Consider the following 23,816-nt stretch of genomic DNA (forward strand, 5'->3'; position numbering starts at 1 on the left):
TACGGGGAGGTCCTCGCTAGGGTGCGGAGCATGAGCGAGCAGCAGGCGAGCACCTCCCCGGTCCTGGGCATCGACATCGGCGGCAGCGGCATCAAGGGCGCGCCCGTCGACCTGGCGACGGGCGAGTTCGCGGACAAGCGGCTGCGGATCGACACCCCGGCCGAGTCCACCCCGGAGAAGGTCGCCGACGTCGTCGCGCAGATCGTCGACCACTTCTCCGGCCAGATCGCCCCGGACGGGCCGATCGGCGTGACGATCCCCGCGGTCGTGACCCACGGGATCACCCGCTCGGCCGCGAACATCGACAAGTCCTGGATCGACTGCGAGGCGGAGAAGGTCTTCGAGGACCGCCTCGGCCGCGACATCGTGCTCGTCAACGACGCGGACGCGGCCGGCGTCGCCGAGGTCAAGTACGGCGCGGCCGCCAACCACCCGGGCCTGGTGCTGCTCACCACCCTCGGCACGGGCATCGGGACCGCGATCCTCTACCGCGGCATTCTCGTGCCCAACTCCGAGCTCGGCCACCTGGAGATCGACGGCCACGACGCCGAGAAGCGCGCCGCCTCCAGCGTCAAGGACAAGGAGGGGCTCACGTACGAGAAGTGGGCCAAGCGCCTCCAGCGCTACTACGAGCGCGTCGAGGCGCTGCTCTGGCCCGACCTGATCGTCGTGGGCGGTGGTGTCAGCAAGGACTCCGACAAGTTCCTGCCGCTGATCAAGATCAACGCCGAGATGGTCCCGGCCAAGCTGCGCAACACCGCCGGCATCGTCGGCGCCGCCTGGCTCGCCGCCAACAAGGAGACCCAGCCGGGCCTCGTCCGCCACCCCACGACCGAGCAGCGGGTCGAGTAGGCCTCGCCCGCTTCGCGGACCTCCCCGTCTGCGCGCCACTCCTTCGCGTTCGGAGGCCTGACCAGCGACTGTGCCGGGGGTGGGCTCAGACCTCGCCGGTGACCCCGCCGCCGAGCTCGGCGACGATGTCGAGGTGCCCCAGGTGGCGGGCGTACTCCTGCATGACGTGCAGCACGACGCGCTCGAGCGTCGCTGGCTCGGCGCCGCCCCAGCGCGGGCTCGGGCGGCCGACCTCGCCGAGGTCGTAGCGCCGCAGGACGGCGTCGGTCACCGCGGCCTGCTGGCGCCAGGCCGCGAGGACCTCGGCCACGCCCAGGTCGGTGGGGACGAACCAGCGGCCGTCCACCTCGTCGCCGTCCGGGTCCACCACGTCCTGGCCCTCGAAGCCCCACACGAACCAGCGCCGCTCCATGAACGTGAGGTGCCGCACCAGCTCGAGCGGCGTCCAGCCCGAGGGCACCCGGCTGCGGCGGGCCTCCTCCTCGCTCATCGCCTCGACCCGTCGGCCGACGCCGTCGCGGAAGTAGGCGAGGTAGCGCAGGAACACCTCGGTGCGCGAGCCGGCGGGCTCGGTGGCGGAGGGGAAGGGGACGCTCACGGGCGCGAGCCTGCCACCACCCGCGCCCTGGCTCCGTGGGGGGACGACCCCCGCTGAGGACCACTCGCTAGCGCTCGCGGTCCTCGACGTCCAGGAACCAGCCGCCCCGGCCGTCCGGCACGAGCGCGCACGGCCGGTGCTCGGCGACGACCGCCGCGACGTGCTGCGGGGTGCGCGCGAGGCGGTCGGCCTCGCAGAGCCAGCGGGCGACGAGCCCACGGGTGTGCTTGGCCGCGTGCGACACGACCGTCCGACGACCGGCGACCTCGGTGAAGACCCGCACCGCGACGTACGCGCCGGCGGCGGGCCCGGTCGGGCGCCAGACGGAGGCGTACGAGGACGAGCGCCCGTCGACCACGACCCCGTCGCCGGCCAGCCCGGTCATGACCGGGGCGAGGACCGAGCGCCACCGCGCCGCGACCGTGCCGACGCCGGGGAGCGTGGCCGTCATCGGCAGCCGGTACGGCGCGATCGGGTCGGTGGGCGCGACCGGTCCCCACAGCGCGCTCTGCACGCGGATGGTCCGGTTGGCCCGGCGCAGCGCCCCGGTGCCGAGCGAGGCGTGGTCGAGGGCGGCGTACAGGACGCCGGTGTAGACCTCGATCGCCCGGCGGGCGGGCGTGGTGCGCAGGGCGACGTTCCGGGCGACCTCGTCGGCGAGCCCGGGGCTCAGCCCGAGACGTCCGGCGGCACCGGGCTCCGCGCTCACCGCCGCGAGGGCGTCGAGCAGCTCCTCGCGCACCGGCGTGAGCTCGGGGAACGGCAGCGCGGCCAGGTCGACCGGGCGGCCGCGCCGGGCCGGCGCTGCCTTGCCCTCGGAGGGCGGCAGGAGGATCAGCACGCCGCCCTACATCCGGTCGAGGGCCTCGATGCCGAGCAGGTCGAGCCCGGCGGCGAGGACGCTCTTCGCCGCACGGCACAGCGTGAGGCGGGAGTCGCGGACGGCACCCTCGGAGCGCAGCACCGGGCAGCGCTCGTAGAAGACCGACAGCGTGCCGGCGAGGTCGTAGAGGTAGGTGCAGAGCCGGTGCGGCTGCAGCGTCGCGGCCACGTCGGCCACGACCTCGCCGTAGCCGGACAGCGCGAGCGCCAGCGCCTGCTCCTCGGGGGCGTCGAGGACGCTGACCTCGGCCTGCGCGGGCAGCACGCCCTCGGCCGCCGCCCGGGCGAGCACCTGGCTCATGCGCGCGTGGGCGTACTGCAGGTAGGGCCCGGTGTTGCCGGTCGTCTGCACCATGCGGTCGACGTCGAAGACGTAGTCCTTGTTGAGCCCGTTCGACAGGTCGGCGTACTTGATCGCCGCGAGCGCGATCGGCGGCGCCGCGATCTCCTCGGCCATGTCGAGCAGGGTCGAGAGGTGCATGGCCTTGCCGTCGCGCGTCTTGTACGGCTTGCCGTCCGAGCCGAGCACCATGCCGTAGCCGACGTGCTGCGCCTCGACGCCGTCGGGCAGCCAGCCGGCCATCCGGCTGACGGCGAAGACCTGCGCGAAGTGGTCGCCCTGGCGCACGTCGACGACGTAGACCAGCCGGTCGGCGTGCAGGTCGCGGACGCGGTGCCGCAGGGCGGCGAGGTCGGTCGCGTCGTAGCCGAAGCCGCCGTCGCGCTTGCGGATGATCATGGGCGCGTTGAAGCCGGGCACGAAGACGCAGAGCGCGCCCTGGTCCATGATCGCGACCCCGCTGGCCTTGAGCTCGGCGGCGACCGAGGCCAGCTCGGCGTTGTAGATCGACTCGCCGGCCAGGTGGGAGTCGTCGATGCGCAGCCCGAGCCGGGCGTACATGACGTTGTGCCCGGCGAGCGAGACGTCGACGAGCTCGCGCCAGATGCGCAGCGTCTCCTCGTCGCCGGACTGCAGCGCGACCACCCGCAGCCGCGAGCGGTCGGCGAAGTCGGGGTCGGCCTTGAAGTGCGACGCCGCGCGCTTGTAGAGGGCCTCGACCTCGTCGAGCGTCAGCGTGGAGGCGTCGACCCGCTCGACGAGGATCTGCTCGACCAGCTGGCCGAACTGCGTGCCCCAGTCGCCGAGGTGGTTCTGGGGCAGCACCTCGTGACCGACGGCGGTCAGCACGCGGTTGAAGCAGTCGCCGATGATCGAGGTCCGCAGGTGCCCGACGTGCATCTGCTTGGCCACGTTGGGCGACGGGTAGTCGATCACGACGCGCTGCGGCTGCGCGGTCTGCTCGACCCCGAGCCGGGGGTCGGCGAGCTGGTCGCCGACGTACGCGGCGAGGACCTCCGAGCGGAGGCGGAAGTTCAGGAAGCCGGGCCCGGCGATCTCGACCGGCTCGCAGAGGTCGTCGACCTCGAGGCGCTCGAGCACCTCGGCCGCCACCTGGCGCGGCGGCTTGCCCTCGGTCTTGGCCAGGCGCAGCGCGACGTTCGACTGGAAGTGACCGAACTCGGGTCGCGTCGCCGCCCTCAGCTCCGGGTCGACACCGGCGGCGGCCCGGACACGGGCACCCAGCTGCGAGGGGAGGGAAGACACGATCGGCAATTCTTCCACCCCGGGCGCACGGCTCCGACCACGTTCCTGCTCCGGCCTCCTGCCGGGAGAGCCCACCCGGCAGCATGGTCCCGTGCCGCAGCCGCTCGAGCCCTTCCTGCACGACCTCGTCGGCCAGGTCGCCGCGCCCACCCAGGCCTGGTCGCGCCGCGACGGACAGGTCGTGCCGAGCGCCGACGGGGCGGCCGACGTCGCCGGGCTGGTCCACGCCGACGTCGTGCTGCTGAGCGGCATCGAGGCGAGCGTCGACGGCGACCCCGGCGTCCCGGTCGCGCGCCGCTCGCGGCCCGACGGGCGCGAGGTCTTCACGTCCCTGCTGCGCCGGCTCGACGCCGAGCACGCCGACACGGGCGACCCGCGCGTCCGGCTCGACCGCACGCGCGGCGTCGTCCCGGGGCGCATGGAGGAGGAGCTCGTCGTCGCCTCGACGCTCGACGTCGACCTGCGCGTCCGGGTCGAGGTGGCCCTGCAGCCGTCGGGGACGCCGATGGGGGCGGTGCGGCAGAGCCGTCCGGTCGTCCCGGTCGAGGTCGGGTGGACCGACGGCGCGGTCACCTGGAGCGCCGACGGCATCGAGGTCACCGTGGCCGCGCCCGACGCCGAGGTCGTCCGGGACGGGTCGCGCGTCCTCCTGCGCTGGGACGTGGACCTGCCCGCCCGCAGCGCGGCGACGGTGGGCTGGTCGGCCGCGCTCGCCGAGCCCGAGCCGTTCGTCGTCGCCGCGCCGCCGCAGGCGTACGAGGAGGTGGCCCTCACCGGTGCCGACCTGGACCCCCGGCTCGCCCCGTGGCTGGCCCGCTCCGTCGCCGACCTCGCGAGCCTCCGCCTGGCCCTGCCGGGCGAGCCCGGCGACGTCTTCTACGCGGCGGGGGCGCCCTGGTACTTCACGCTCTTCGGCCGCGACAGCCTCTGGGCCGCCCGACTCACCCTGCCGCTCGGGCTCGACATCGCCCGCGGGACGCTGCGGGCCCTGGCCCGCCTGCAGGGCCGCGACGAGGACCCGCGGACGGGCGAGCAGCCCGGCAAGATCCCCCACGAGCTGCGCCGCGACGACCTCCAGCTCGGCGGCTTCACGCTGCCGCCGCTCTACTACGGCACCGTCGACGCGACCCCGCTGTGGATCTGCCTCCTCCACGACGCGTGGCGCGCCGGCCTGCCCGACGACGACGTCGCCGGGCTGCTGCCCGGCCTCGAGGCCGCGCTCGGCTGGTTGACCGCGCAGACCGGTGCGCCCGGCGCGGACGGGTTCCTGCGCTACGTCAGCGCCGGCAGCCAGGGCCTGGCCAACCAGGGCTGGAAGGACAGCGACGACGCCGTCCGCTTCTCCGACGGGGCCTGGGCCGCGGGTGCCATCGCGCTGTGCGAGGTGCAGGGGTACGCGTACGAGGCGGCGATCTCCGGCGCGGCGCTGCTCGAGGCGTTCGACCGGCCCGGTGGTGAGGCGCTGCGGACGTGGGCCGCGGATCTGTCGGAACGGTTCCGGGCGCGGTTCTGGTGCGACCCGACCGGTGAGGGTGACGAGGCCTACCCCGCCCTCGCCCTCGACGGGCAGGGCCGCCGCGTCGACGCGCTGACCAGCAACATCGGCCACCTGGTCGGCACCGGCCTGCTGAACCTCGACGAGGAGTGGCGCGTCGCCCGCCACGTGACGTCGCCCGCGCTCGACTCCGGGCTCGGGCTGCGGACCATGGCCGCGACCGACGTCCCGTACGCGCCGCTGAGCTACCACTGCGGGTCGGTCTGGCCGCACGACACGGCGATCGTGGTCGACGGGCTCGTCCGCGCCGGGCTCGGCGAGGCCGCCGAACCCCTCGTGCAGGGCCTGCTCGCCGCCGCCGAGGCCTTCGACCAGCGCCTGCCCGAGCTCTGGAGCGGCGAGGGCGCGCCGGTCCCCTACCCCGCGGCCTGCCGACCGCAGGCCTGGAGCGCCGCCGCGGCGGTCGTCGTCGCCCGGCGGGCCGGGGTGTTCGGGGGCTGACCCTCACGGGCTTGGCCGGCCGCAGGAGGCGTGCGATCCTGGAGGTGAGGCCCGGTCACCGCGGCCTCCCGGACGAGGGGTGCTGTACCCGGCAGACGACAAGACGGCCCGTGGAGGCTCGTCATGTCCCCGTCCACCCTCGCGTGGGTCGTCCTCGTCGTGTCCGGCGTGCTCGAGGCCGTCTGGGCGACCGCGCTCGGCAAGTCGGAGGGGTTCCACCGTCTCGGGCCGAGCATCGTCTTCGTCGTCGGCCTGCTCGCCAGCATGAGCGGCCTCGCCTTCGCGATGCGCGACCTGCCCGTCGGCACCGCGTACGCGGTCTGGGTCGGCATCGGCGCGGTGCTGACCGTCCTCTACGCGGTCGCCACTGGCACCGAGCCCGTGTCGATCGCCAAGATCGTCTTCCTGCTCATGATCGTCGGCGGTGTGGTGGGCCTGAAGCTGGCGCACTGAGCAGGGCCGCCCCCCGCTCGGACCCCATGCAGGCCCTCGCACCGTTCGTCGCTCCTCGCACCGGGCAAACCCGGTGCGAGGAGCGGGAAGAGGTGCGAGGGACGGCAAGGGGTCCGAGGGGTACGGCGCGGAGTGGGCTCGCGCGAACCGTGTCAGAGCGGAGCGAGGGCAGAAGACTCAGCTCCGCAACGGCTGGCAGTGCGGGCACCAGTAGCTGCGCCGCTCGACGCCGGCCGGGCCGAACTCCTCGGTCTCGATGCGCGTCCCGCAGCGCCGGCAGTCCTGCCCGGGTCGCTCGAAGACCCAGTGCGAGCCGAGGCGGCGGTCGCCGGTCGTGGACTGGTCGTGGTGGTTCTTGTTGGCCTCGAGCAGCATCTTGGCCCGGGCGACGACGCGAGCCAGGTCGGGCACGGCCCGGACCGGCGTGCGCGGGTGCAGCCCCTGGAGGAAGAGCGTCTCGGCGCGGTAGAGCGTGCCGATGCCGGCGAGGTTGCGCTGGTCGAGCAGGGCCTCGCCGATCGTCCGGTCGGGGTCGGCCCGGATGCGGCGCAGGGCCTCGTCGGCGTCCCAGTCGGCACCGAGCAGGTCGGGCCCGATGTGGCCGACGACGGTGTCCTCCGCCTCGGTGCGCACCATCTCGGTCACGGGCAGGCGGTAGCCGACGGCCGCCGCCTCGCTGTTGACCATGAGCACCCGGATCTGCCAGGCCGGCCCGCCGGTCCACCTCCGCCCGGTCGGGTAGACCCGCCAGCCGCCGTCCATCCGCAGGTGGGTGTGCAGCGTCCAGCCGTTGGCGAACCGCGTCAGCTGGTGCTTGCCGCGGGAGGCCACCTCGTTGACCACCACTCCGGTGAAGTCGGTGGTGGCCAGCTGCGGCACCCGTAGCTCGCAGCGGGTGAGCGCGCGACCGGCCAGCGCGGCGTTCAGCTGGCGGCAGGCCAGCCAGACCGTGTCTCCCTCGGGCATCCCGCCAGTCTCCCGCCCGACGCCAACTCCCTCGGGGCGTCAGCCCGACGACGGTTCGGCCCGCTCGCGCCGCTCCCGCCGGGCGCGGGCCCGGGCGTGCGCGGCGGACAGCAGCGCCCGCAGCGCGTCGCCGGAACCGTCACCCGGGTCGACCACGCAGAGCCAGCCCTGCGCCGCGTACGTCGGGTGGGGCATCACGACGTCGGTCACGGTGGACGGGAGCTCCGCCGCTGCACCCGACCACCGGGCGAACTCCTCCTCGCTGGCGCCGACGTCGACCCGGAACGCCCCGGGCCGGTCGAGGCCCGAGGCCGGCTCCCCCGGGTAGTCCTTGGTCACCACGGTGGCGAAGGGCTGCCCGGGCGGCACGACCCCGTCCGGCGCCTCGTAGAAGAACAGGTCGCCCCAGGCCACCTCCGGCGTCCCGTCGCCGGGTCCGGGCGCGAGGGTGAGGACGCCGCCGAGCCCCTCGACGTACGCACGGACGTCGTCGGGCGTCACCGGGGCACCCGCCCCGACAGCGCGCGGAGCATGACCGCGACCCAGGTCCGGTACGGCCGCCAGCCCTCGCCGACGGCCTCCATCTCGGCCGGGGTCGGCGCGTGGTCGAACCCGTACAGCTCCTGCACGAGGTCCCGGGCGTGCGACTCCCCCGTCACCATCACGTCGGCGTGCCCGCAGGCCCGCACGACGACGAGCGAGCTGTAGAAGGGCCCGATCCCGGGAAGCCGCTGGAGGCGCGCCTGCGCCTCGTCGGGCGGGAGCGCCCGCAGCACCTCGACGTCGAGCTCGCCGCGCTGCGCCGCCTCGGCCACGGCGTGGAGCCGCGGCACCCGGTCGGTGGGCAGCCCGGGCAGCGACTCGAGCCGGAGCAGCGCGCTGGGCGTCGGGATGACCTCGACCGCCTCCCCGGCGAGCTCGACGGCCGACCCGAGCTCCTGGGCCAGCCGGCGGCGGAGCCCGATCGCCTGGGCCCGCGGTCGCCGGGCGCTGACGACCGACCAGACGGCCGCCTCGTACGGCGAGTAGAAGAGGGCGGGGCGGAAGCCCGGCGCAGCCGCGTGGACGGGCGCGAGGACCGGGTCGGCCCGGCAGAGCGCGTCGAACGCCGCACCGTCGTGGTCCACCGACACGACGCGGGCGACCTGGCGAGCCGCCGCCTCCACCTCGGCGGGGCCCAGCGGCCGGTCGTCCGCCGGCCGCACGACGAGGTCGAGGCGGCCTCCGGCCTGCCGGACCTCGACGCCGACCTGGCGCTCGAGGTCGGTGTCGAGGCAGAAGCCGAGCCGCATCACCCCGTCGAAGGACGCCTCGTCGCGGTGCCCGAACCCCATGGTCGCGACCTCGGCCAGGTCGTAGGGCCCGTTGAGCCGCACCGAGGTGCTGCTTGCCACCGACGTGCTCATGCCCGGATCATGCCGACCGCCACCGACAGTTCCTGCGGCGGTCGCCGAGGACCGGTGCTCAGCGGGCGCGGCATCGCGGAGCACAGCTGAGCCGAGCCGAGCCGCACCGCCCCTACCCTGGACGGATGGCCGAGCCGACGACCACGACGCAGGCACGCTGGCTCCGGCGCGGGATGGCCGCCGCCCTCGGCCTCGGCCTGCTGGCGGGCGCGGCGGTGCTGGGGTCCGTGGCCTGGGTCCGGGCCACCGCGGCCGGGCACACGTACGGCGACGACGACCTGGGTGCGGTCCCGCCGGCGCCCGTCGCCCTCGTGCTCGGCGCGCAGGTCTACCCGAGCGGGCGGCCCTCGCCGTTCCTCGCCGGCCGTCTCGACCGCGCCAAGGAGCTCTACGACGCCGGCCTCGTCCGCGTGATCCTCGTGTCGGGCGACAACATGGCCCGCGAGTACAACGAGCCCGACGCGATGCGCTCCTACCTCCTCGCGGCGGGCGTCCCCGCCGACAAGGTCGTCGCCGACTACGCCGGCTTCGACACCTACGACTCCTGCGCCCGGGCGCAGCGGATCTTCGGCGTCGACCGGCTCCTCGTGGTCACGCAGGGCTACCACCTGCCGCGGGCCGTGGCCACCTGCCGGGCCCTGGGCCTCGACGCGGACGGCGTCGCGGACACGAGCGTCAGCGGTTCGGAGGCCTGGCGTCGGGGTGCACTGCGCGACCAGCTCGCGACGGTCAAGACCGTCTTCGACGTCGTCAGCCGTCGCGACCCCGTCCTCGGGGCGCGCGAGACCTCGGTCGACCGCGCGCTGCAGGACTGACGCCCCGTCCACCACCTGTCGTTCGCCCTGGCCGAACGACCCTTCCGCATGCGCTGGAAGCGGTGTAATCATGTAAGCAGAGCGAAGGAGCAATCATGTGGAACGGGTTCGACGGGCACGGCGAGGACGAGGGCGGGCGGCACCGCGGACGGGGCGCACGGCCGGGTGGCTGGCAGAACGGTGACCTGCCGCCGGCCGACGACGTGGGGTCGTGGTTCGAGGGGCGGCTGCCGGACGGGTGGTTCCGGGAGGTCGAGGTCCTGGCCGACCGCGAGGAGATCACCGTCGTCGGCACCCTGGCCGACGAGACGACCGGCGACGCCGCGACGCAGGGACGCATCAGCCGCTTCCGCGAGGAGACCCGCGAGACCCGCATGACCATCGCCGACGAGGCGCAGGCCCGCTACGGGCGCAAGGTCTCGTGGGGCGTACGGCTCGGGGAGACCTCGGTGCTCTTCACCAACGTCTCGGTGCCGGTGATGACCCGCCTGCGCCAGCCGGAGCGGCGCGTCCTCGACACCCTCGTCGACGCGGGCGTCGCCCGGTCGCGCTCCGAGGCCCTGTCCTGGGCGGTCAAGCTCGTCGGCGAGCACACCGAGAGCTGGCTCGCCGACCTGCGCACCGCCATGCAGGAGGTCGACAAGCTGCGCTCGCAGGGCCCCGGCCTCTAGGAAGCACCCACCGCGGGGTCCGAGAAGGTCGCGCGCGACGGAACAGGACGCCGGACCGCGGGGTTGTCGCAGAGGATGACTACCACCGTGACCGCCCTGTCCGTCCCCGAGGCCGGCGCCTCGTTCGAGACCGTCGAGCTCGAGCGCCGCGACCTCCGATCCGACGACGTCCGCATCGACATCGCGTACGCCGGCATCTGCCACTCCGACATCCACACCGTGCGCGGCGAGTGGGGTGAGCGCCCCTTCCCGATCACGCCGGGCCACGAGATCATCGGCACGGTCGCGGAGGTCGGCTCCGCGGTCTCCCGCGTCAAGATCGGCGACACCGTCGGCGTCGGCTGCTTCGTCGACTCCTGCGGGGAGTGCGCTGCGTGCAAGGACGGCGAGGAGCAGTTCTGCGAGCGCGGCGTCGTGCAGACGTACGCGACCCCGGACTACCACGGCGAGGTCACCCAGGGCGGCTACAGCCAGGGCGTCGTCGTCCGCGACCACTTCGTCCTGACGATCCCTGACGGCGTGGACCTCGCCGCCACCACCCCGCTGCTCTGCGCGGGCATCACCACCTACTCCCCGCTCAAGGCGCACGGCGTCGGCCCGGGCTCCAAGGTCGCCGTCGTCGGCATGGGCGGCCTCGGCCACGTGGCCGTCAAGATCGCCAAGGCGCTCGGCGCCGAGGTCACCGTGCTGAGCCGCACGACCTCCAAGGAGGAGGACGGCCGCAGCTTCGGGGCCGACGACTACCGCGCGACCAAGGACGGCAATGCCTTCGAGGAGCTCGCGAGCTCGTTCGACTTCATCCTCAACACGGTCGGCGCCGACCTCGACGTCGACGCCTACCTCGGCCTCCTCGGCCGCGGCGGGACCCTGGTGAACGTGGGTGCCCCGAGCGCTCCGCAGAAGTTCGGGATCTTCTCCCTGCTCACCAACCGCCGCAACTACGCGGGCTCGATGGTGGGCGGCATCCCCGAGACCCAGGAGATGCTCGACTTCTGCGCCGAGCACGGCATCACCGCGACGATCGAGCTGATCGACGCCGGCGACGTGGACGCCTACTACGACAAGGTCGTGGACGGCGACGTGCGCTACCGCGCGGTCATCGACGCGAAGACCCTGCGCGCCTGAGAGACCGGCTCGCGACGACCCTCCCACCTCGTGGTGGGAGGGTCGTCGCATGTCACGACGCTTCACGCAGGTCGACGTCTTCACCCACGAGCTCGGCTACGGCAACCCGGTGGCCGTGGTGCACGACGCCGAGGGTCTCGACGACGCCGCGCTGCAGCGGTTCGCGGCGTGGACGAACCTCTCCGAGACGACCTTCCTGCTCCCGCCGACCCAGCGGGGCGCCGACTACCGCGTCCGGATCTTCACCCCGGCGCGCGAGCTGCCCTTCGCCGGGCACCCGACCCTCGGCTCCGCCCGCGCCTGGCTCGAGGCCGGCGGGCTGCCCGCCGAGGACGGCGTGGTCGTCCAGGAGTGCGGGGCCGGGCTGGTCCGCGTACGCCGTGACGGCGCCCGGCTGGCGTTCGCGGCACCGCCGCTGCTCCGCGGAGGGCCCGTCGACCCGGGCGACCTGCACGAGATCGTCGCCGCGCTCGGCGTCGACCCCGCCGCCGTCGTCGACGCCCAGTGGGGCGACAACGGGCCCGGCTGGGTGATGGTCCTCCTCGACCGCGCCGAGACCGTGCTCGCCCTCGCCCCCGACGCCCGCGGGATGCGGCGGTTCCCCGACATCGGCGTCGCCGGGCCGCACCCCGACGGCGGCGAGGTCGCGTACGAGGTGCGCGCCTTCTTCCTGCCCGGCCCCACCGAGGACCCGGTCACCGGGAGCCTCAACGCCGCCCTCGGCGGCTGGCTGACCGGCAGCGGACGCGCACCGTCGCGCTACGTCGCGGCGCAGGGCACGGCGATGGGCCGGCGGGGACGGGTCCACGTCGAGGCCGACGGGACGGACCTCTGGGTCGGCGGGCACACGGTGGTCGGGGTTCAGGGGACGGTCGAGCTCTGAGGGCGCTCCCTGAGCTTGTCGAAGGGCCCGGAACGGGTCGGCGTCCCGCCTCAGCCCGATGAAGGACGCCGACCTCTCCGAGGCCCTTCGACAGGCTCAGGGAGCGTGTCCACGTCCCGCGCCAGGCTCGGCAAAGCGTCGCCGAGGCCCTTCGGCGAGCACGGCTTGGATGCTCCGGTCGCCGTGGACAGGCCCCCACCACCAGGGGAAGGCGAGGTTAGGCTCACCTAACCCAACGAGAGAGGCCTCCCGATGCCCCGCCGTACCCGCCGGGCCCTGCCCGGCGTCGCCCTCGCCGTCGCCCTCCTGCTCAGCGCCTGCGGGGGAGGTTCCTCCGAGACGCCGGCCGCCTCCGAGGCACCCGCCTCGAGCGCCGCGGCCCTCACGATCACGCACAAGTTCGGCACCACGACCGTGCCCGCGAACCCCACCCGAGTCCTCACCGTCGGCTTCAACGAGCAGGACTTCGCGATCGCCCTCGGTGTCGAGCCGGTCGGGGTGCGCGAGTTCCTGGGCTACGACGCCCCGCAGCGGCCCTGGCTGCCCGAGGACCTGCGCGGCAAGGCGCTCCCGACCGTGGGCTCCCAGGAGATCGCCTTCGAGCAGGTCGCCGCCCTGGCACCCGACCTGATCCTCGGCATCAACTCGTACATGGACCAGGCGACCTACGACAAGCTCAGCGCCCTGGCGCCGACGATCGCGCAGAGCGACGCGTACGCCGACGGCGGCACGCCCTGGGACGAGCAGACCCGCCAGACCGGCGCCGCCCTCGGCAAGGCAGCCGAGGCCGAGCGGCTCGTCACCGACGTCAAGGACCGCTTCGCGGCCGTCCGCTCGGCCAACCCGTCCTTCGCCGGCAAGAGCGCGTCCTTCCTGCTCGGCGGCGACCAGGCCGGCGTCTACTCCCTCAGCCAGTCCGACTACCGCACCGGCTGGCTCACCGAGCTCGGCTTCACCGTGCCCGAGAAGGACGCCACCGTCAGCCTCGAGCGGCTCGACGCCGTCGACGCCGACGTGGTCATGGCCGAGGGTCTCCCCGACAGCGTGACCGGCAGCAAGCTCTGGGGCGCGGTGGACGCGGTGAGCGAGAACCGCTTCGTCGACTTCGGTCAGTTCGACCAGGACTTCGCCGCCGCGCTGGGCTTCAACTCCCCGCTCAGCCTGCCGTTCGTCCTGACCGAGGCCGAGCCGCGGCTCGCGGCGGCGACCGACGGCGACGCTGCCACGGCGCCGCAGCCCTTCCCCGCTTCCTGAACCCGGACCGCCGGACGGGGTTCAGCCCTGGTCGACGGCCCCACGGAAGCGACGGTGCAGACCGTGGACCTGCTCCGCCAGCTCCTCGTCGGGGCCGTCGACCGGGACGCCGGGAGCGACGTCGGTGATCGAGAGCGCCGCCACGGGCGAGGCCCCGCCGCCGAGCTCGGCGACCCACGTGGCGGTCTGCTGCCCCGACGAGGCGTACACGATCCGGCCGAGCCCCACCCAGGCGTGCGCCGCGGAGCACATCGGGCAGTGCTCGCCCGAGGTGTAGACCGTGGCGCCCGCCCGTGCCGCCGCGTCGAGGTGGTCTCCGGCCCACTGCGCCAGCGTCAGCTCGGGGTGGTGGATGGCGTTGCGGGTGACGGCCTCGTTGCGGTGGGCCTGCAGCACCGTGCCGTCGGCGGCGACGAGCACGGACCCGAACGGTTCGTCACCGGCGTCGACCGCCTGCCGGGCCAGGTCGACCGCGTGCCGCAGGTGCACCCGGTCCTGCTCGTCGATCGCCACGACCCTCCCTCGAACCGGCGCCGCCCCAGACCCGGGCCCGCCCTACGAGGACCGGTGCGCGCGGTAGTAGCGGATCAGCGACTGGGTCGACGGGTCCTGCTTCGCGAGGGCCTCCTCGTCGCCCCCGACGGCGGGGGTGACCTGCAGCGCGAGCTGCTTGCCGAGCTCGACGCCCCACTGGTCGAAGCTGTCGATGCCCCAGACGACACCCTGGGTGAAGGTGATGTGCTCGTAGAGCGCGATCAGCTGGCCCACCACGGACGGCGTCAGGGCGGGCGCCATGATCGAGCTCGTCGGACGGTTGCCGCTGAAGACGCGCGCCGGCACGATCGCCTCATCCGTGCCCTCCGCGCGCACCTCCTCGGCCGTCTTGCCGAACGCCAGGGCGCGGGTCTGCGCGAAGAAGTTCGCCAGGAAGAGCTCGTGCACGTCGTGCTCGCCGTCGCGCAGCGGCCGGGCCGGCGTCGCCACCGCGATGAAGTCGGCCGGGATCACCCGCGTGCCCTGGTGGATCAGCTGGTAGAAGGCGTGCTGGCCGTTGGTGCCCGGCTCGCCCCAGAAGACCTCGCCGGTGTCGGTCGTCACCGGGCTGCCGTCCCAGCGGACGCTCTTGCCGTTCGACTCCATCGTCAGCTGCTGCAGGTACGCCGCGAAGCGGTGCAGGTACTGCGCGTACGGGAGCACGGCGTGGCTCTGGCTGTCGAAGAAGCCGTCGTACCAGACGTTCAGCAGGCCCATCAGCATCGGCACGTTGCGCGCCGGGGCGGTGTCGCGGAAGTGCACGTCGACGGTGTGGAAGCCCTCGAGGAAGGCCGCGAAGTTCTCCTTGCCGACCGCCACGCAGACGCTGGTGCCGATCGCGGAGTCGACCGAGTAGCGCCCGCCGACCCAGTCCCAGAAGCCGAACGCGTTCTCCGGGTCGATGCCGAAGGCCGCGACCTTGTCGAGCGCGGTGGAGACCGCGACGAAGTGCTTGGACACGGCCTCGCGGGCCGCGTCGTCACCCTCCGCGACCGCGCCCGAGGAGCGCAGCCCGTCGAGCAGCCAGGTGCGGGCCAGCCGGGCGTTGGTCAGCGTCTCCAGCGTGGTGAAGGTCTTGCTCGCGACGATGAAGAGCGTGGTCTCCGGGTCGAGGTCGGCGGTCGCCTCGTACACGTCGGTCGGGTCGATGTTCGACACGAAGCGGCAGGTGAGCCCGGGCTGGACGTACGGCTTGAGGGCCTCGTAGACCATCACCGGGCCGAGGTCGGAGCCGCCGATGCCGATGTTGACGACCGTCTCGATGCGCTTGCCGGTGACGCCGACCCACTCGCCGCTGCGGACGAGGTCGGAGAAGGCGTAGATCTTGTCGAGGACCTCGTGCACGTCCTTGACCACGTCGGTGCCGTCGACGACGAGCGACTCGCTGCGCGGCATCCGCAGGGCGACGTGCAGCACGGAGCGGTTCTCGGTGACGTTGATGCGGTCCCCGGCGAACATCTGGTCGCGGCGCTGCGGCACCCCGGTCTGCTCGGCGAGCTCGACCAGCGCGGCGAGGATCTCGTCGTCCACGAGGTTCTTGGAAAGGTCCACGTAGAGGTCGCCGACCTCGCGGCTGTAGCGCTCGGCACGCTCCGGGTCCTGCGCGAACGCTGCGCGGAGGTCGGGCTCGTAGGAGCTGCGCAGCTCCTTCAGCCGGCCCCAGGCCGCGGTGGTGGTCGCATCGACCGGATCGCTCATGTCGTCCCCTCGCCTCCGGGCCCCTGGTGGCGGCCCCTGCGGCAGCCTAGTGAGGGCCGGGCCCGCCCTGGGGAGCACCCTGTCCGGACAGGCTGTCTGCTCCGTTCGCCGGACGCGGTGCGGCTCCGTCGCCTACGCTCGTCCCACCCGGGGACCCACACCTGGCCGCGCGCGCCGCGGCCTCGAGCCGATGGAGCGACGCCGTGGTCTCCACCCCCGCCGCCGACCGCACGACCCTTCCCGAGCAGGGCGCGACCGCCCGCCGCACGACCGCGACGGCCCTCCTGGCCGGGATGCTCGCCCTGGTCCTCGGGCTGAGCGTGCTGGCCGGCGCCCCGCCGGAGCCCGCCTCCGCCGCCTCCCCGCCGCCGGCGGCCGCGGTGACGCCGGCCGGGATCGAGGACCTCGCGGCGTACGTGCCCGCCAACTCCTGCTCCGTGGTCACGCGTCCGGGCACCAAGAAGCTCGGCACGCTGCTGGTGAAGACCTATCCCGGCACGTCCTTCGGCGGGGCGCGCAGCTGCGGCGCGAGCCCGGACAGCGAGCACCACGACGGGCGCGCCGTCGACTGGATGAACAGCGTCCGCAACGCCACGCAGAAGAAGCAGGCGCAAGCCGTCATCGACTGGCTCTTCGCGGCCGACGCGCAGGGCCGCCCGTACGCGAACGCCCGCCGCCTCGGCGTCATGTACGTCATCTGGGACAACAAGATCTGGGGCGCCTACCGACCGTCGGACGGCTGGCGGGAGTACAACGGCTGCAAGGCCAAGAGCAAGCAGAAGAAGTCGCTCGACGCCGCCTGCCACCGCAACCACATGCACATCTCGCTGAGCTGGGCCGGCGCGACGGGGCGCACCTCCTACTGGACCGGCGAGGTGGCCGCCCCCGACTACGGCCGCTGCCGCCCGGCCGACATGAGCTGGGCGTACGCCTACGACAAGCCCAACCCGACACCCTGCCCGCGCGGCGCCAAGGTCAAGGCACCCGCGAAGGCCTCGGCGACCCTGAAGACCCTGGTGACCTACTCGGGACGCAGCATCAAGACCGGCGACAAGTTCGCCGCGGTCAAGGCCGTGCAGAAGTCGGTCGGGGCCAGGCAGACCGGCACCTGGTCGAGCGCGTCGGTGACCAAGCTCAAGGCCTTCCAGCGCAAGCACGACCTCGACGACACCGGCAAGCTGAACTACGCCACCTGGCGCGCGCTGATCGAGTCGCAGCAGCCCTGACCGCCGACGCGTTCAGCCCGACGCCCTACGGTTTCCCCATGGACCCTCGGCTCGCCCGGGCCCGCCCGGAGGCGGAACGGCCGTACGCGCCCGGGGAGTCGGAGTTCCGGACCGACCTCGAGCGCATCCGCTTCGCGCAGTCCTTCTCCCGGCTCGCCGAGGTCACGCAGGTCGTGACGGCCGGCGCCCTGAACGGCGTCGTGCACAACCGGCTGACCCACACCATCAAGGTCACCGCGGTCGCCCGGGCGATCGCCGTCCGCCTGCTGCGCGGCGAGGACCGTGAGCTGCTGCGCGACCTCGGCGGCCTCGACCACGTCGTCGTCCAGGCGGCCGCGAACGCCCACGACCTCGGCCACCCGCCCTTCGGGCACCTCGGCGAGCGGGCGCTCGACCGGCTGGCCCGCGAACGGTTCGGGCTGAGCGACGGCTTCGAGGGCAACGCGCAGACGTTCCGGATCCTCACCGAGCTCGAGGTGCACGGCCCCGGCGACGAGGGCCTGAACCTCACCGCCGCCGTCCGTGCCGCCGTCCTCAAGTACCCGTGGGCGCGCAACCACTGGCCCGCGCCGCACCCGACGGGCTGGCCGGTGCCGCCACGCGGCGCGGGCCACGGCCGCGGCGGCACCGGTGCGGCGAAGTTCTCCACCTACGTGGTCGACCTGCCCGAGATGCTCGACGCGCTCGCCGCCTTCCCCGACCTCCCGCCGGGGCGCCAGACGCTCGAGTGCTCGGTCATGGACCTGGCCGACGACATCGCGTACTCCCTCCACGACGTCGAGGACTTCCACCGCTCCGGGGTGCTGCAGTTCTCCCCCGTGTCGAGCGAGTTCCGCTCCTGGGAGGCCGACGTCGCGACGATGGCCGGGCTCGACGAGCGGCGTCTGGCGGAGATGGGGCGCACGCCGGGGGCCGGGCTCGAGCGGCTTCGACGCCGCCTGCGCAGCCGTGACGCGTGGATGTTCGACGAGGCGACGTTCGCGTCGGCGGTGGCCACGGTCGGCGACGAGTTCGTCGACGGGGTGCTCGCGGTGCCGTACGACGGGTCGATGCAGAGCGACCGGGCGGTCTCCGGCTTCACCTCGCGCTGGATCGACCACCTGGTCACCTCGGTGACGCCGGACCCGGAGCCGTCCGTCCGCTCGGGCTACGTGCGCATGTCCTCGCAGGCGTGGCACGAGGTGCAGGTGCTCAAGTTCGTGAACTCCTACTTCATCCTCGAGCGGCCCGACCTGGCGATGCTGCAGCGGGGCCAGGAGAAGACGATCGAGCAGCTCGTCACCGGCTTCGACGAGTGGCTGTCGGACCCGACGGACGCCTTCCGCGCCCCGCGGCGCCTGGTCGACCTGGTCAACGCCGCGGCGTACGGCTACGAGCGCGTCGTGAAGGAGCACCCCGACCACCTCGACGCCCGGACCACCGACGCCGACCTGGCCCGGATGGCCCGCGGGCGGGGCATCGCCGACTTCGTCAGCGGCCTCACCGACGCGCAGGCCGTCGCGTTCGCGGCGAGGCTCGCCGGTGGCAGCGGCGTGCTCTGGACGAGCGCGCTGTAGCTCTGTCCTCGCTCCGCTCGGATCGGCGATCGTCGCGTTCGACTGGTGCCTGAACGCCAGGAAGGGCCCTCCTCCGGGTGGAGGAGAGCCCCTGGGGGTCGGGCGTCGAGCCTGGGCTCAGCGACCGGCGTTGGCGAGGAACACGAGCTCGGAGCGCATGTCCGAGCCGGACGCCGAGCGGAGGGCGCGGTTGAGCTCGCGCTCCTGGCGGGTGGTCTCGCGGTGGCGGCGGATGGCCTGGGTGAAGCGGGTCATGTCCTGCGTCCTTCCTGTGAACTTCGATGCGGTGGTGTTCGAACCGGAGGTGTTAGCTGTGAAAGCCTTCGATATCGAACTGTACCGGATCAACGCCTTCGGCGCGCAGTTATTCCATGTCGAAGTGATGGGCGTCTCGTGAACACACGGGGGCGGCCGATGGCCCGGGCGAGCAGGAGCGGAACGGGAAGTGCCGCCACGACCACTGATGGTCGTGACGGCACCGATACCCCGTCGTGCCGCCCCCGCTGCAGCACCTGAGCCGGAACGAGCGGGCGTCCCCCGACGAGACGCGCTGTTCGGGCAGGGACAAGTCTGCCGCACCACAATCGTGTGAGGGTGCATTTCTCTCAGGTTCCGTTCAGGCGTGTCGCCTCCCGAACCACGGCGAGGGCCCATGCGGCGACCCCCCGGTGCCGTCATGGACCCTCGCTCCGCAGGCCGTTCCCCAACGGCCTGCGGTCCCCGTGCGGCTCCCGGCCTCTCGGCCGGTCACCCTCGGCGCGCATCCCCGTGCGTCCGCCGAGCCCCCTGTGCGCCGGCGGCCGTCCCCTGCCGCTGCCGACGCTTCCCCGTGGCGGTCGATCCCCACCGACCGCCGCCGGACTCCCCCCTGTCCGGAACCTCGTCCCCCGGCCGGCCCCTCCCCCGACGGGAGTGCCGACCGCGGGTGTGGTGCTGGGCGCCTCCCCCTGGGGCAGCCCGTCGCCCGCCTCCTCCCCCGACGGGGAGGCGGCACGTCTTCTACGGCGTCGGCCCGCCCTGGTGGTCGGCGGACGCTGCGCGTGGTGGTCGTCGGCCGCCGGCGGCGGATCCCCGGTCGGTGCCGTGGGGCCGGCGTGCGCCGCGTACGGACGGGCTCGGCTCGGACATCGGGGGCCTCCTGCTGCTGTCGATCGTCGATGAGCCGGCCCCCGCCTGCTCCGCAGCCCCTGCGGGCTGGTGAGGAAGAGACTGCCGTGGTCACCTCGTCGCCGGCTCAGGCCGGGAGCGGGCGTTCGCTCAGGAGCGGCAAAAGATTGAAGCGTGAAGGATCGAGGCTCAAGAACGGCTCAGGAGAGCGTTGATCGCCTGCGCGGGACGCCGCCGACGTGGTGCGACCGAGGCCTGATGGGCCGGCGAGGTCGGCCCGGCGGGCTGCGCCGCAATGGGGTCGGGCGAAAGAGGGAGGAGCGTCAGGCGGCTTGGCCGAAGCCCCGGTCGGTGACCGTGACCCCCGCCCGCTCGAGCTCGGCCTCGACGCGGAACCGCTCGATGTCGCGCTCCATGCCCGACGTGTCCTCGGCCAGCTCGTGCTCGATCTCGAGCATGGAGCAGGCCTGGATGAGGATCTGGTCGTACGCGAGCCGGTTGCCGAGCTGCTGCGCGGCGGAGCGGTGCTCGTCGGCGCGCAGGACCTCGCGGAGGCGCCGCAGGTCGGCGGCGAGCCGCTCGAGGGGGACGCCGTGCATGCGGCGCAGGGCGCGGAGGGTCCGGCGCCGCTCGGCGGCCATGATCTGGCGCTGCCGGAAGTGCGAGATGCTCTCGTCCCAGCGTCCGGCGAGCAGGTCCCACAGCAGGACGCACCCGATCGGGACGAGCACCATGATGGCGACGGCCAGGGCGCCGAGCACCACCTGGTACGTGTCCGTCATGGGCAAACCCTAAGTCCGGCGGGAGGGCGCGACAAGCGAGCCCGGGCAAGGGCCGACGGTCTCCCGTTGGCGCCTCAGATGATTCGGAGCGACGAGCCCGGACGGATGCCCCCGACGTCTCCCGACCGGGTCCCGGAGCGCCGATCAGGCGGCGCGGTGGCCGTAGACCGAGACGTGCACGTGGTCGTAGTGGTTGGCCGTGGCCGACCCGCGGTCCGACATCGAGCGCCAGCCCTCGCTGCCGCGCTGGACGGTCCAGATCTTCTGCGAGTAGATGACCTCGCTGACCCCGAGCTCACGCGCGTGGGCCCTGACCCAGCGGGCGAGCTCCCAGCCGGCCTTGGAGTCGGAGATCATGCAGTCGACCGCCTGGCCCGAGCCGTGGAACCCGCCGCCCCCGCGTCGCCCGCCGAAGGAGCTGACCTGGGGGAAGTTCGCGCAGACCGAGCGGTGCACCAGGACGGCGTCCGGGGTCAGGCCGCTCTCCATCGCCGAGCCCTTGCCGCAGGCCGCGTCGGTGACCCCGCCCGATAACGCCTCGGGCTTCGGCTTCGGCTTCGTCGTGGACAGGTAGTCGGCGGTGACCCAGCGGCCCTCGCCCTTGAACACGACGAGGCGGTAGCCGTCGCGGAGGGTCTTCGTGACCGACAGCTTCGTCGCCGGGGCCACGACGGTGACGACCTTCGAGCGCTTGCTCGGGTCCGTCCGGATGTTCAGGTCGTCGGTCGCCCACATCGAGCCGGAGGCCTTGGCGTCCGCGGCCAGGTCGTCCGCGCTGGGCGCCTTCGGCTTGGCCTTGACCGGCTTCGCGCTCGCCCCGGCGGCCTTGCTCGGCGTCGCGGTGGGGGTGGGCGTCGGGGTGGCGACCGGCGTCGGGCTCGGGGTGCGGACGACGTCGCGGCTCACGGGCTGCTCGCGGAGCGCGGCGACGTCGGGGACGCTGCTCGCCGGGGCGGGGACGGCCGTCTGCGCGTCCGAGCCGGGGAGCGCGAAGGCGACGACACCGCTGGTGCCGAGACCGACCAGGGCGAGCGGGACAGCAACGCGGGCCACCCGGACGGTGGCCGACGGACGCATGGCCCGGCGTGGTCGGGGTCGTGGCACGAGGTGATTCCTCCGGGTGTCGTAACCGAATCGTGACCTGAAGCGACGGAGTCTAGGCACCACGACGCCCCCTTGCCCAATCCGTGACCGGGCCGACCCCGCCACCGCACCACCCCGGCTTCGGCGGCACGGCCTAGCGTGGTGCCTCATCGAGGACAGGAGAGGGACCGTGACGCGGTACGACGCAGTGGTGATCGGGGCCGGCCAGGCGGGGCCGAGCGTGGCCTTCGCGTACGCCGCGCAGGGGCGCCGGGTGGCAGTGGTGGAGATGGCGAAGCCGGGCGGGACGTGCCTGAACCACGGCTGCCGGCCGACCAAGGCGCTCCGCGCCAGCGCCGTCGTCGCGCACTCCGCACGCCGCGCGGCCGACTTCGGGGTCCACGTCGGGGAGGTCCGCGTCGACTTCGGCCAGGCGATCGGCCGGGTCCACACGCTCATCGACGGCATGCGCTCCGGGCTGCAGGAGTCCTTCGACTCGACCGAGAACCTCGACTACGTCCACGGCCGGGCCCGGCTGGTGGGTGACCCTGACGGCCGCGAGCACACGGTGCTGGTGACGCTCGACGACGGCTCGGAGACCGAGCTCACGACGGGCGAGGTCTACCTGAACGTCGGCAACCGCGCCGCGATCCCCCCGATCGACGGGCTCGAGGAGGTCCCCTACCTCACCGAGGTCGAGCTGCTGGCCCTGAGCGAGCTGCCCAGCCACCTCGTCATCGTCGGCGGCGGCTACATCGGGCTCGAGTTCGGCCAGATGTTCCGGCGCTTCGGCTCGGAGGTCACGATCGTCGCCGGCGGCGGCATCGCCTCCCGCGAGGACGCCGACGTGCAGCAGATCCTGACCGACCTCTTCACCGACGAGGGGATCCGCATCGTCGCCGGCCGTCCGAGCCGGGTCAGCGGCAGCACCGAGGGCGTCTCGCTCGAGGTGCCCGACGTCGGCACGGTCACGGGCAGCCACCTGCTGCTCGCCACCGGACGCCGCTCGAACAGCGACCAGCTGGGCCCGGACTCGGGCCTCGAGACCGACGACCACGGCTTCGTGCTGACCGACGACCGCTACGCGACGAACCTGCCCGGCGTGTGGGCCCTCGGCGACGTGAACGGGCGCGGGGCGTTCACCCACACCTCGTACCAGGACGGCGACATCTACCTGCACCCGCCGCGTACGGTCGCGGGCCGCGTGACCACGTACGCGATGTTCACCGACCCGCCGCTCGGCCGCGTCGGCATGGGGCTGCAGGAGGCCCGCGACTCCGGACGCCGCGTCCTCAAGGGCGAGGTGCCGATGTCGTCGGTGAGCCGCGCCAAGCTCGAGAGCGAGACCACCGGCGTGATGCGGGTGCTCGTCGACGCCGACACCGAGGAGATCCTCGGCGCGACCATCCTGGGTCTGCAGGCCGACGACGTCGTCCAGGTGGTCGGCGTGGCGATGCAGGCCGGCGTCCGCTACCCGGTCCTGCGCGACGCCCTGCCGATCCACCCGACGGTGTCGGAGTTCTTCCCGACGATCCTCGGGGCCCTCGAGCCCCTCGACTGAGGCCTCGTCCCCCGAGCAGCCACCGCACAGACCCGCCGAGCGGTAGGTTGCCGCGCCTTTCTCGGCTGATCCGGCGCGGCAACCTACCGCTCGGCGGGGACGAGGGGAGGCGACGCGTCAGGAGGACGTCGGGCCCGCGGCCGGGGCGCGGGGGCTGCGCTTGTACGCCGACACGTGGCGGTCGCCGGCGACCCAGAAGCGCCAGGGGACGTCCGCGGCCCGCGAGACGCCGACCCGGGGCCCGCTGGCGACCTCGGGCGCCGGCCCCTGGCGCGGCTCGAGCCGCACCGGGCCGCCGGCGAAGAGGTCGGCGCCGCGGTGCTCGGGGGCCAGCCCGAGCGCCTGGGTGAGCCGTCCGGGTCCCCGCGCGAGGTCGCGGTCGGGGCAGCCGTGGCGGCGCTCGCGCGCGAGCCCGACGCCGTCGACGACGCGCCCGGCGCGCATCAGGCACCCCGAGGCGGTCCCGTCCGGGCCGCAGACGACGTTCGCCGCCCAGTGCATGCCGTAGGAGAAGTACAGGTAGAGGTGGCCCGGCGGACCGAACATCACGTCGTTGCGCGGCGTCGGCCCGCGGAAGGCGTGCGAGGCGGGGTCCGCGAGGCCCGCGTACGCCTCCACCTCGACCAGCTCGACGGCCACCTCGCCGTGGCGCAGGACCGCGCCGAGCAGGAGCGGGGCGACCTCCTCGACGGGTCCGGCGAGCACGTCGGGCGTCAGCACCCCTCGAGCCTAAGGAGGACCGCCGGCGGGTGCGGCGGGCGC

The 23,816-nt window shown here is 73.7% G+C and carries 24 protein-coding genes and 1 riboswitch; of the genes, 12 read left to right on the forward strand and 12 right to left on the reverse strand.

What is annotated here, in order from left to right; translation table 11 throughout:
* Positions 1-30: 30 nt before the first annotated feature.
* Positions 31-852: a polyphosphate--glucose phosphotransferase gene (gene ppgK, locus BLU42_RS15810; protein WP_091076400.1), complete on the forward strand. Its 822-nt coding sequence runs from the start codon at positions 31-33 to the stop codon at positions 850-852.
* An 85-nt stretch (positions 853-937) separates the two neighbouring features.
* Here ppgK and BLU42_RS15815 read toward each other — a convergent pair whose 3' ends face one another.
* The 3 genes from BLU42_RS15815 to argS all read right to left on the reverse strand — a co-directional run bounded on the left by BLU42_RS15815 (position 938) and on the right by argS (position 3,938).
* Positions 938-1,450 carry a DinB family protein gene (locus tag BLU42_RS15815; protein ID WP_091076404.1) on the reverse strand — a complete coding sequence of 171 codons (513 nt, stop codon included), beginning with the start codon at positions 1,448-1,450 and terminating at the stop codon, positions 938-940.
* 67 nt (positions 1,451-1,517) lie between these two features.
* Positions 1,518-2,291, reverse strand: coding sequence for a YaaA family protein (locus tag BLU42_RS15820; protein ID WP_091076407.1), 774 nt, complete (start codon positions 2,289-2,291; stop codon positions 1,518-1,520).
* Positions 2,292-2,297: 6 nt separating this feature from the next.
* A complete protein-coding gene (gene argS / locus BLU42_RS15825) occupies positions 2,298-3,938 on the reverse strand; it encodes an arginine--tRNA ligase (RefSeq protein ID WP_091080734.1) in 1,641 nt (546 codons plus the stop codon).
* A gap of 91 nt (positions 3,939-4,029) precedes the next feature.
* On the opposite strand from argS, the gene BLU42_RS15830 reads away from it, so the two are divergent.
* Positions 4,030-5,934, forward strand: coding sequence for a glycogen debranching N-terminal domain-containing protein (locus BLU42_RS15830; protein ID WP_091076411.1), 1,905 nt, complete (start codon positions 4,030-4,032; stop codon positions 5,932-5,934).
* Between the two features lie 43 nt (positions 5,935-5,977).
* Positions 5,978-6,047: riboswitch (guanidine-III (ykkC-III) riboswitch) on the forward strand.
* A 10-nt stretch (positions 6,048-6,057) separates the two neighbouring features.
* On the forward strand, positions 6,058-6,387 hold the full coding sequence (locus BLU42_RS15835; RefSeq protein ID WP_091076414.1) for a DMT family transporter: 330 nt from the start codon (positions 6,058-6,060) through the stop codon (positions 6,385-6,387).
* A 177-nt stretch (positions 6,388-6,564) separates the two neighbouring features.
* Here BLU42_RS15835 and BLU42_RS15840 read toward each other — a convergent pair whose 3' ends face one another.
* The 3 genes from BLU42_RS15840 to BLU42_RS15850 are packed head-to-tail and all read right to left on the reverse strand — an operon-like array spanning position 6,565 to position 8,759.
* Positions 6,565-7,353 carry a DNA-formamidopyrimidine glycosylase family protein gene (locus tag BLU42_RS15840; RefSeq protein WP_091076418.1) on the reverse strand — a complete coding sequence of 263 codons (789 nt, stop codon included), beginning with the start codon at positions 7,351-7,353 and terminating at the stop codon, positions 6,565-6,567.
* A gap of 39 nt (positions 7,354-7,392) precedes the next feature.
* Positions 7,393-7,854, reverse strand: a complete 462-nt coding sequence (locus BLU42_RS15845) for a DUF6194 family protein (RefSeq protein ID WP_091076423.1) — start codon at positions 7,852-7,854, stop codon at positions 7,393-7,395.
* The gene (locus BLU42_RS15850) at positions 7,851-8,759 is read right to left on the reverse strand and encodes a DNA-3-methyladenine glycosylase family protein (protein WP_091076427.1); all 909 of its coding nucleotides are present in this window, start codon (positions 8,757-8,759) and stop codon (positions 7,851-7,853) included. The genes BLU42_RS15845 and BLU42_RS15850 overlap by 4 nt, the downstream gene beginning before the upstream one ends.
* 173 nt (positions 8,760-8,932) lie before the next feature.
* Here BLU42_RS15850 and BLU42_RS15855 point away from each other — a divergent pair, with 173 nt between their 5' ends.
* The 5 genes from BLU42_RS15855 to BLU42_RS15875 all read left to right on the forward strand — a co-directional run bounded on the left by BLU42_RS15855 (position 8,933) and on the right by BLU42_RS15875 (position 13,507).
* Positions 8,933-9,574 (forward strand): SanA/YdcF family protein, encoded by a 642-nt coding sequence (locus tag BLU42_RS15855; RefSeq protein WP_407940272.1) that lies wholly within the window; start codon positions 8,933-8,935, stop codon positions 9,572-9,574.
* 95 nt (positions 9,575-9,669) lie between these two features.
* Positions 9,670-10,245 carry a hypothetical protein gene (locus BLU42_RS15860; RefSeq protein WP_091076433.1) on the forward strand — a complete coding sequence of 192 codons (576 nt, stop codon included), beginning with the start codon at positions 9,670-9,672 and terminating at the stop codon, positions 10,243-10,245.
* Between the two features lie 75 nt (positions 10,246-10,320).
* On the forward strand, positions 10,321-11,370 hold the full coding sequence (locus tag BLU42_RS15865) for an NAD(P)-dependent alcohol dehydrogenase (RefSeq protein WP_091076436.1): 1,050 nt from the start codon (positions 10,321-10,323) through the stop codon (positions 11,368-11,370).
* 49 nt (positions 11,371-11,419) lie between these two features.
* Positions 11,420-12,253, forward strand: a complete 834-nt coding sequence (locus BLU42_RS15870) for a PhzF family phenazine biosynthesis protein (protein WP_091076440.1) — start codon at positions 11,420-11,422, stop codon at positions 12,251-12,253.
* 252 nt (positions 12,254-12,505) lie between these two features.
* On the forward strand, positions 12,506-13,507 hold the full coding sequence (locus BLU42_RS15875; RefSeq protein WP_091076446.1) for an iron-siderophore ABC transporter substrate-binding protein: 1,002 nt from the start codon (positions 12,506-12,508) through the stop codon (positions 13,505-13,507).
* Between the two features lie 21 nt (positions 13,508-13,528).
* Here BLU42_RS15875 and BLU42_RS15880 read toward each other — a convergent pair whose 3' ends face one another.
* Positions 13,529-14,020, reverse strand: coding sequence for a nucleoside deaminase (locus BLU42_RS15880; RefSeq protein ID WP_091076449.1), 492 nt, complete (start codon positions 14,018-14,020; stop codon positions 13,529-13,531).
* A gap of 42 nt (positions 14,021-14,062) precedes the next feature.
* Entirely contained in the window at positions 14,063-15,739 is a 1,677-nt protein-coding gene (pgi, locus tag BLU42_RS15885) for a glucose-6-phosphate isomerase (protein ID WP_091076452.1), read from the reverse strand.
* A 203-nt stretch (positions 15,740-15,942) separates the two neighbouring features.
* Here pgi and BLU42_RS15890 point away from each other — a divergent pair, with 203 nt between their 5' ends.
* The gene (locus BLU42_RS15890) at positions 15,943-16,965 is read left to right on the forward strand and encodes a peptidoglycan-binding domain-containing protein (RefSeq protein ID WP_091076455.1); all 1,023 of its coding nucleotides are present in this window, start codon (positions 15,943-15,945) and stop codon (positions 16,963-16,965) included.
* A 38-nt stretch (positions 16,966-17,003) separates the two neighbouring features.
* Entirely contained in the window at positions 17,004-18,521 is a 1,518-nt protein-coding gene (locus BLU42_RS15895; RefSeq protein WP_091076458.1) for a deoxyguanosinetriphosphate triphosphohydrolase family protein, read from the forward strand.
* 117 nt (positions 18,522-18,638) lie between these two features.
* Here the strand turns inward: BLU42_RS15895 and BLU42_RS20665 are convergent, their stop codons facing one another.
* Positions 18,639-18,776, reverse strand: a complete 138-nt coding sequence (locus tag BLU42_RS20665) for a hypothetical protein (protein WP_157720011.1) — start codon at positions 18,774-18,776, stop codon at positions 18,639-18,641.
* Between BLU42_RS20665 and BLU42_RS20670 the strand changes: the two genes are divergently transcribed.
* A complete protein-coding gene (locus tag BLU42_RS20670) occupies positions 18,763-18,918 on the forward strand; it encodes a hypothetical protein (protein WP_157720012.1) in 156 nt (51 codons plus the stop codon). The two genes, BLU42_RS20665 and BLU42_RS20670, sit on opposite strands and share 14 nt — an antisense overlap.
* Before the next feature lie 1,033 nt (positions 18,919-19,951).
* Here BLU42_RS20670 and BLU42_RS15900 read toward each other — a convergent pair.
* Positions 19,952-20,410 carry a hypothetical protein gene (locus tag BLU42_RS15900; RefSeq protein WP_091076461.1) on the reverse strand — a complete coding sequence of 153 codons (459 nt, stop codon included), beginning with the start codon at positions 20,408-20,410 and terminating at the stop codon, positions 19,952-19,954.
* A gap of 144 nt (positions 20,411-20,554) precedes the next feature.
* Positions 20,555-21,514 carry an SH3 domain-containing protein gene (locus BLU42_RS15905; RefSeq protein ID WP_157720013.1) on the reverse strand — a complete coding sequence of 320 codons (960 nt, stop codon included), beginning with the start codon at positions 21,512-21,514 and terminating at the stop codon, positions 20,555-20,557.
* 169 nt (positions 21,515-21,683) lie between these two features.
* On the opposite strand from BLU42_RS15905, the gene BLU42_RS15910 reads away from it, so the two are divergent.
* Positions 21,684-23,054, forward strand: a complete 1,371-nt coding sequence (locus tag BLU42_RS15910; RefSeq protein ID WP_091076468.1) for a mercuric reductase — start codon at positions 21,684-21,686, stop codon at positions 23,052-23,054.
* A 117-nt stretch (positions 23,055-23,171) separates the two neighbouring features.
* On the opposite strand, the gene BLU42_RS15915 is transcribed toward BLU42_RS15910, so the two are convergent.
* A complete protein-coding gene (locus tag BLU42_RS15915; protein WP_091076471.1) occupies positions 23,172-23,774 on the reverse strand; it encodes a DNA-3-methyladenine glycosylase in 603 nt (200 codons plus the stop codon).
* Positions 23,775-23,816 lie beyond the last annotated feature (42 nt).

This window comes from Microlunatus sagamiharensis, assembly GCF_900105785.1.
Lineage (GTDB): Bacteria > Actinomycetota > Actinomycetes > Propionibacteriales > Propionibacteriaceae > Microlunatus > Microlunatus sagamiharensis.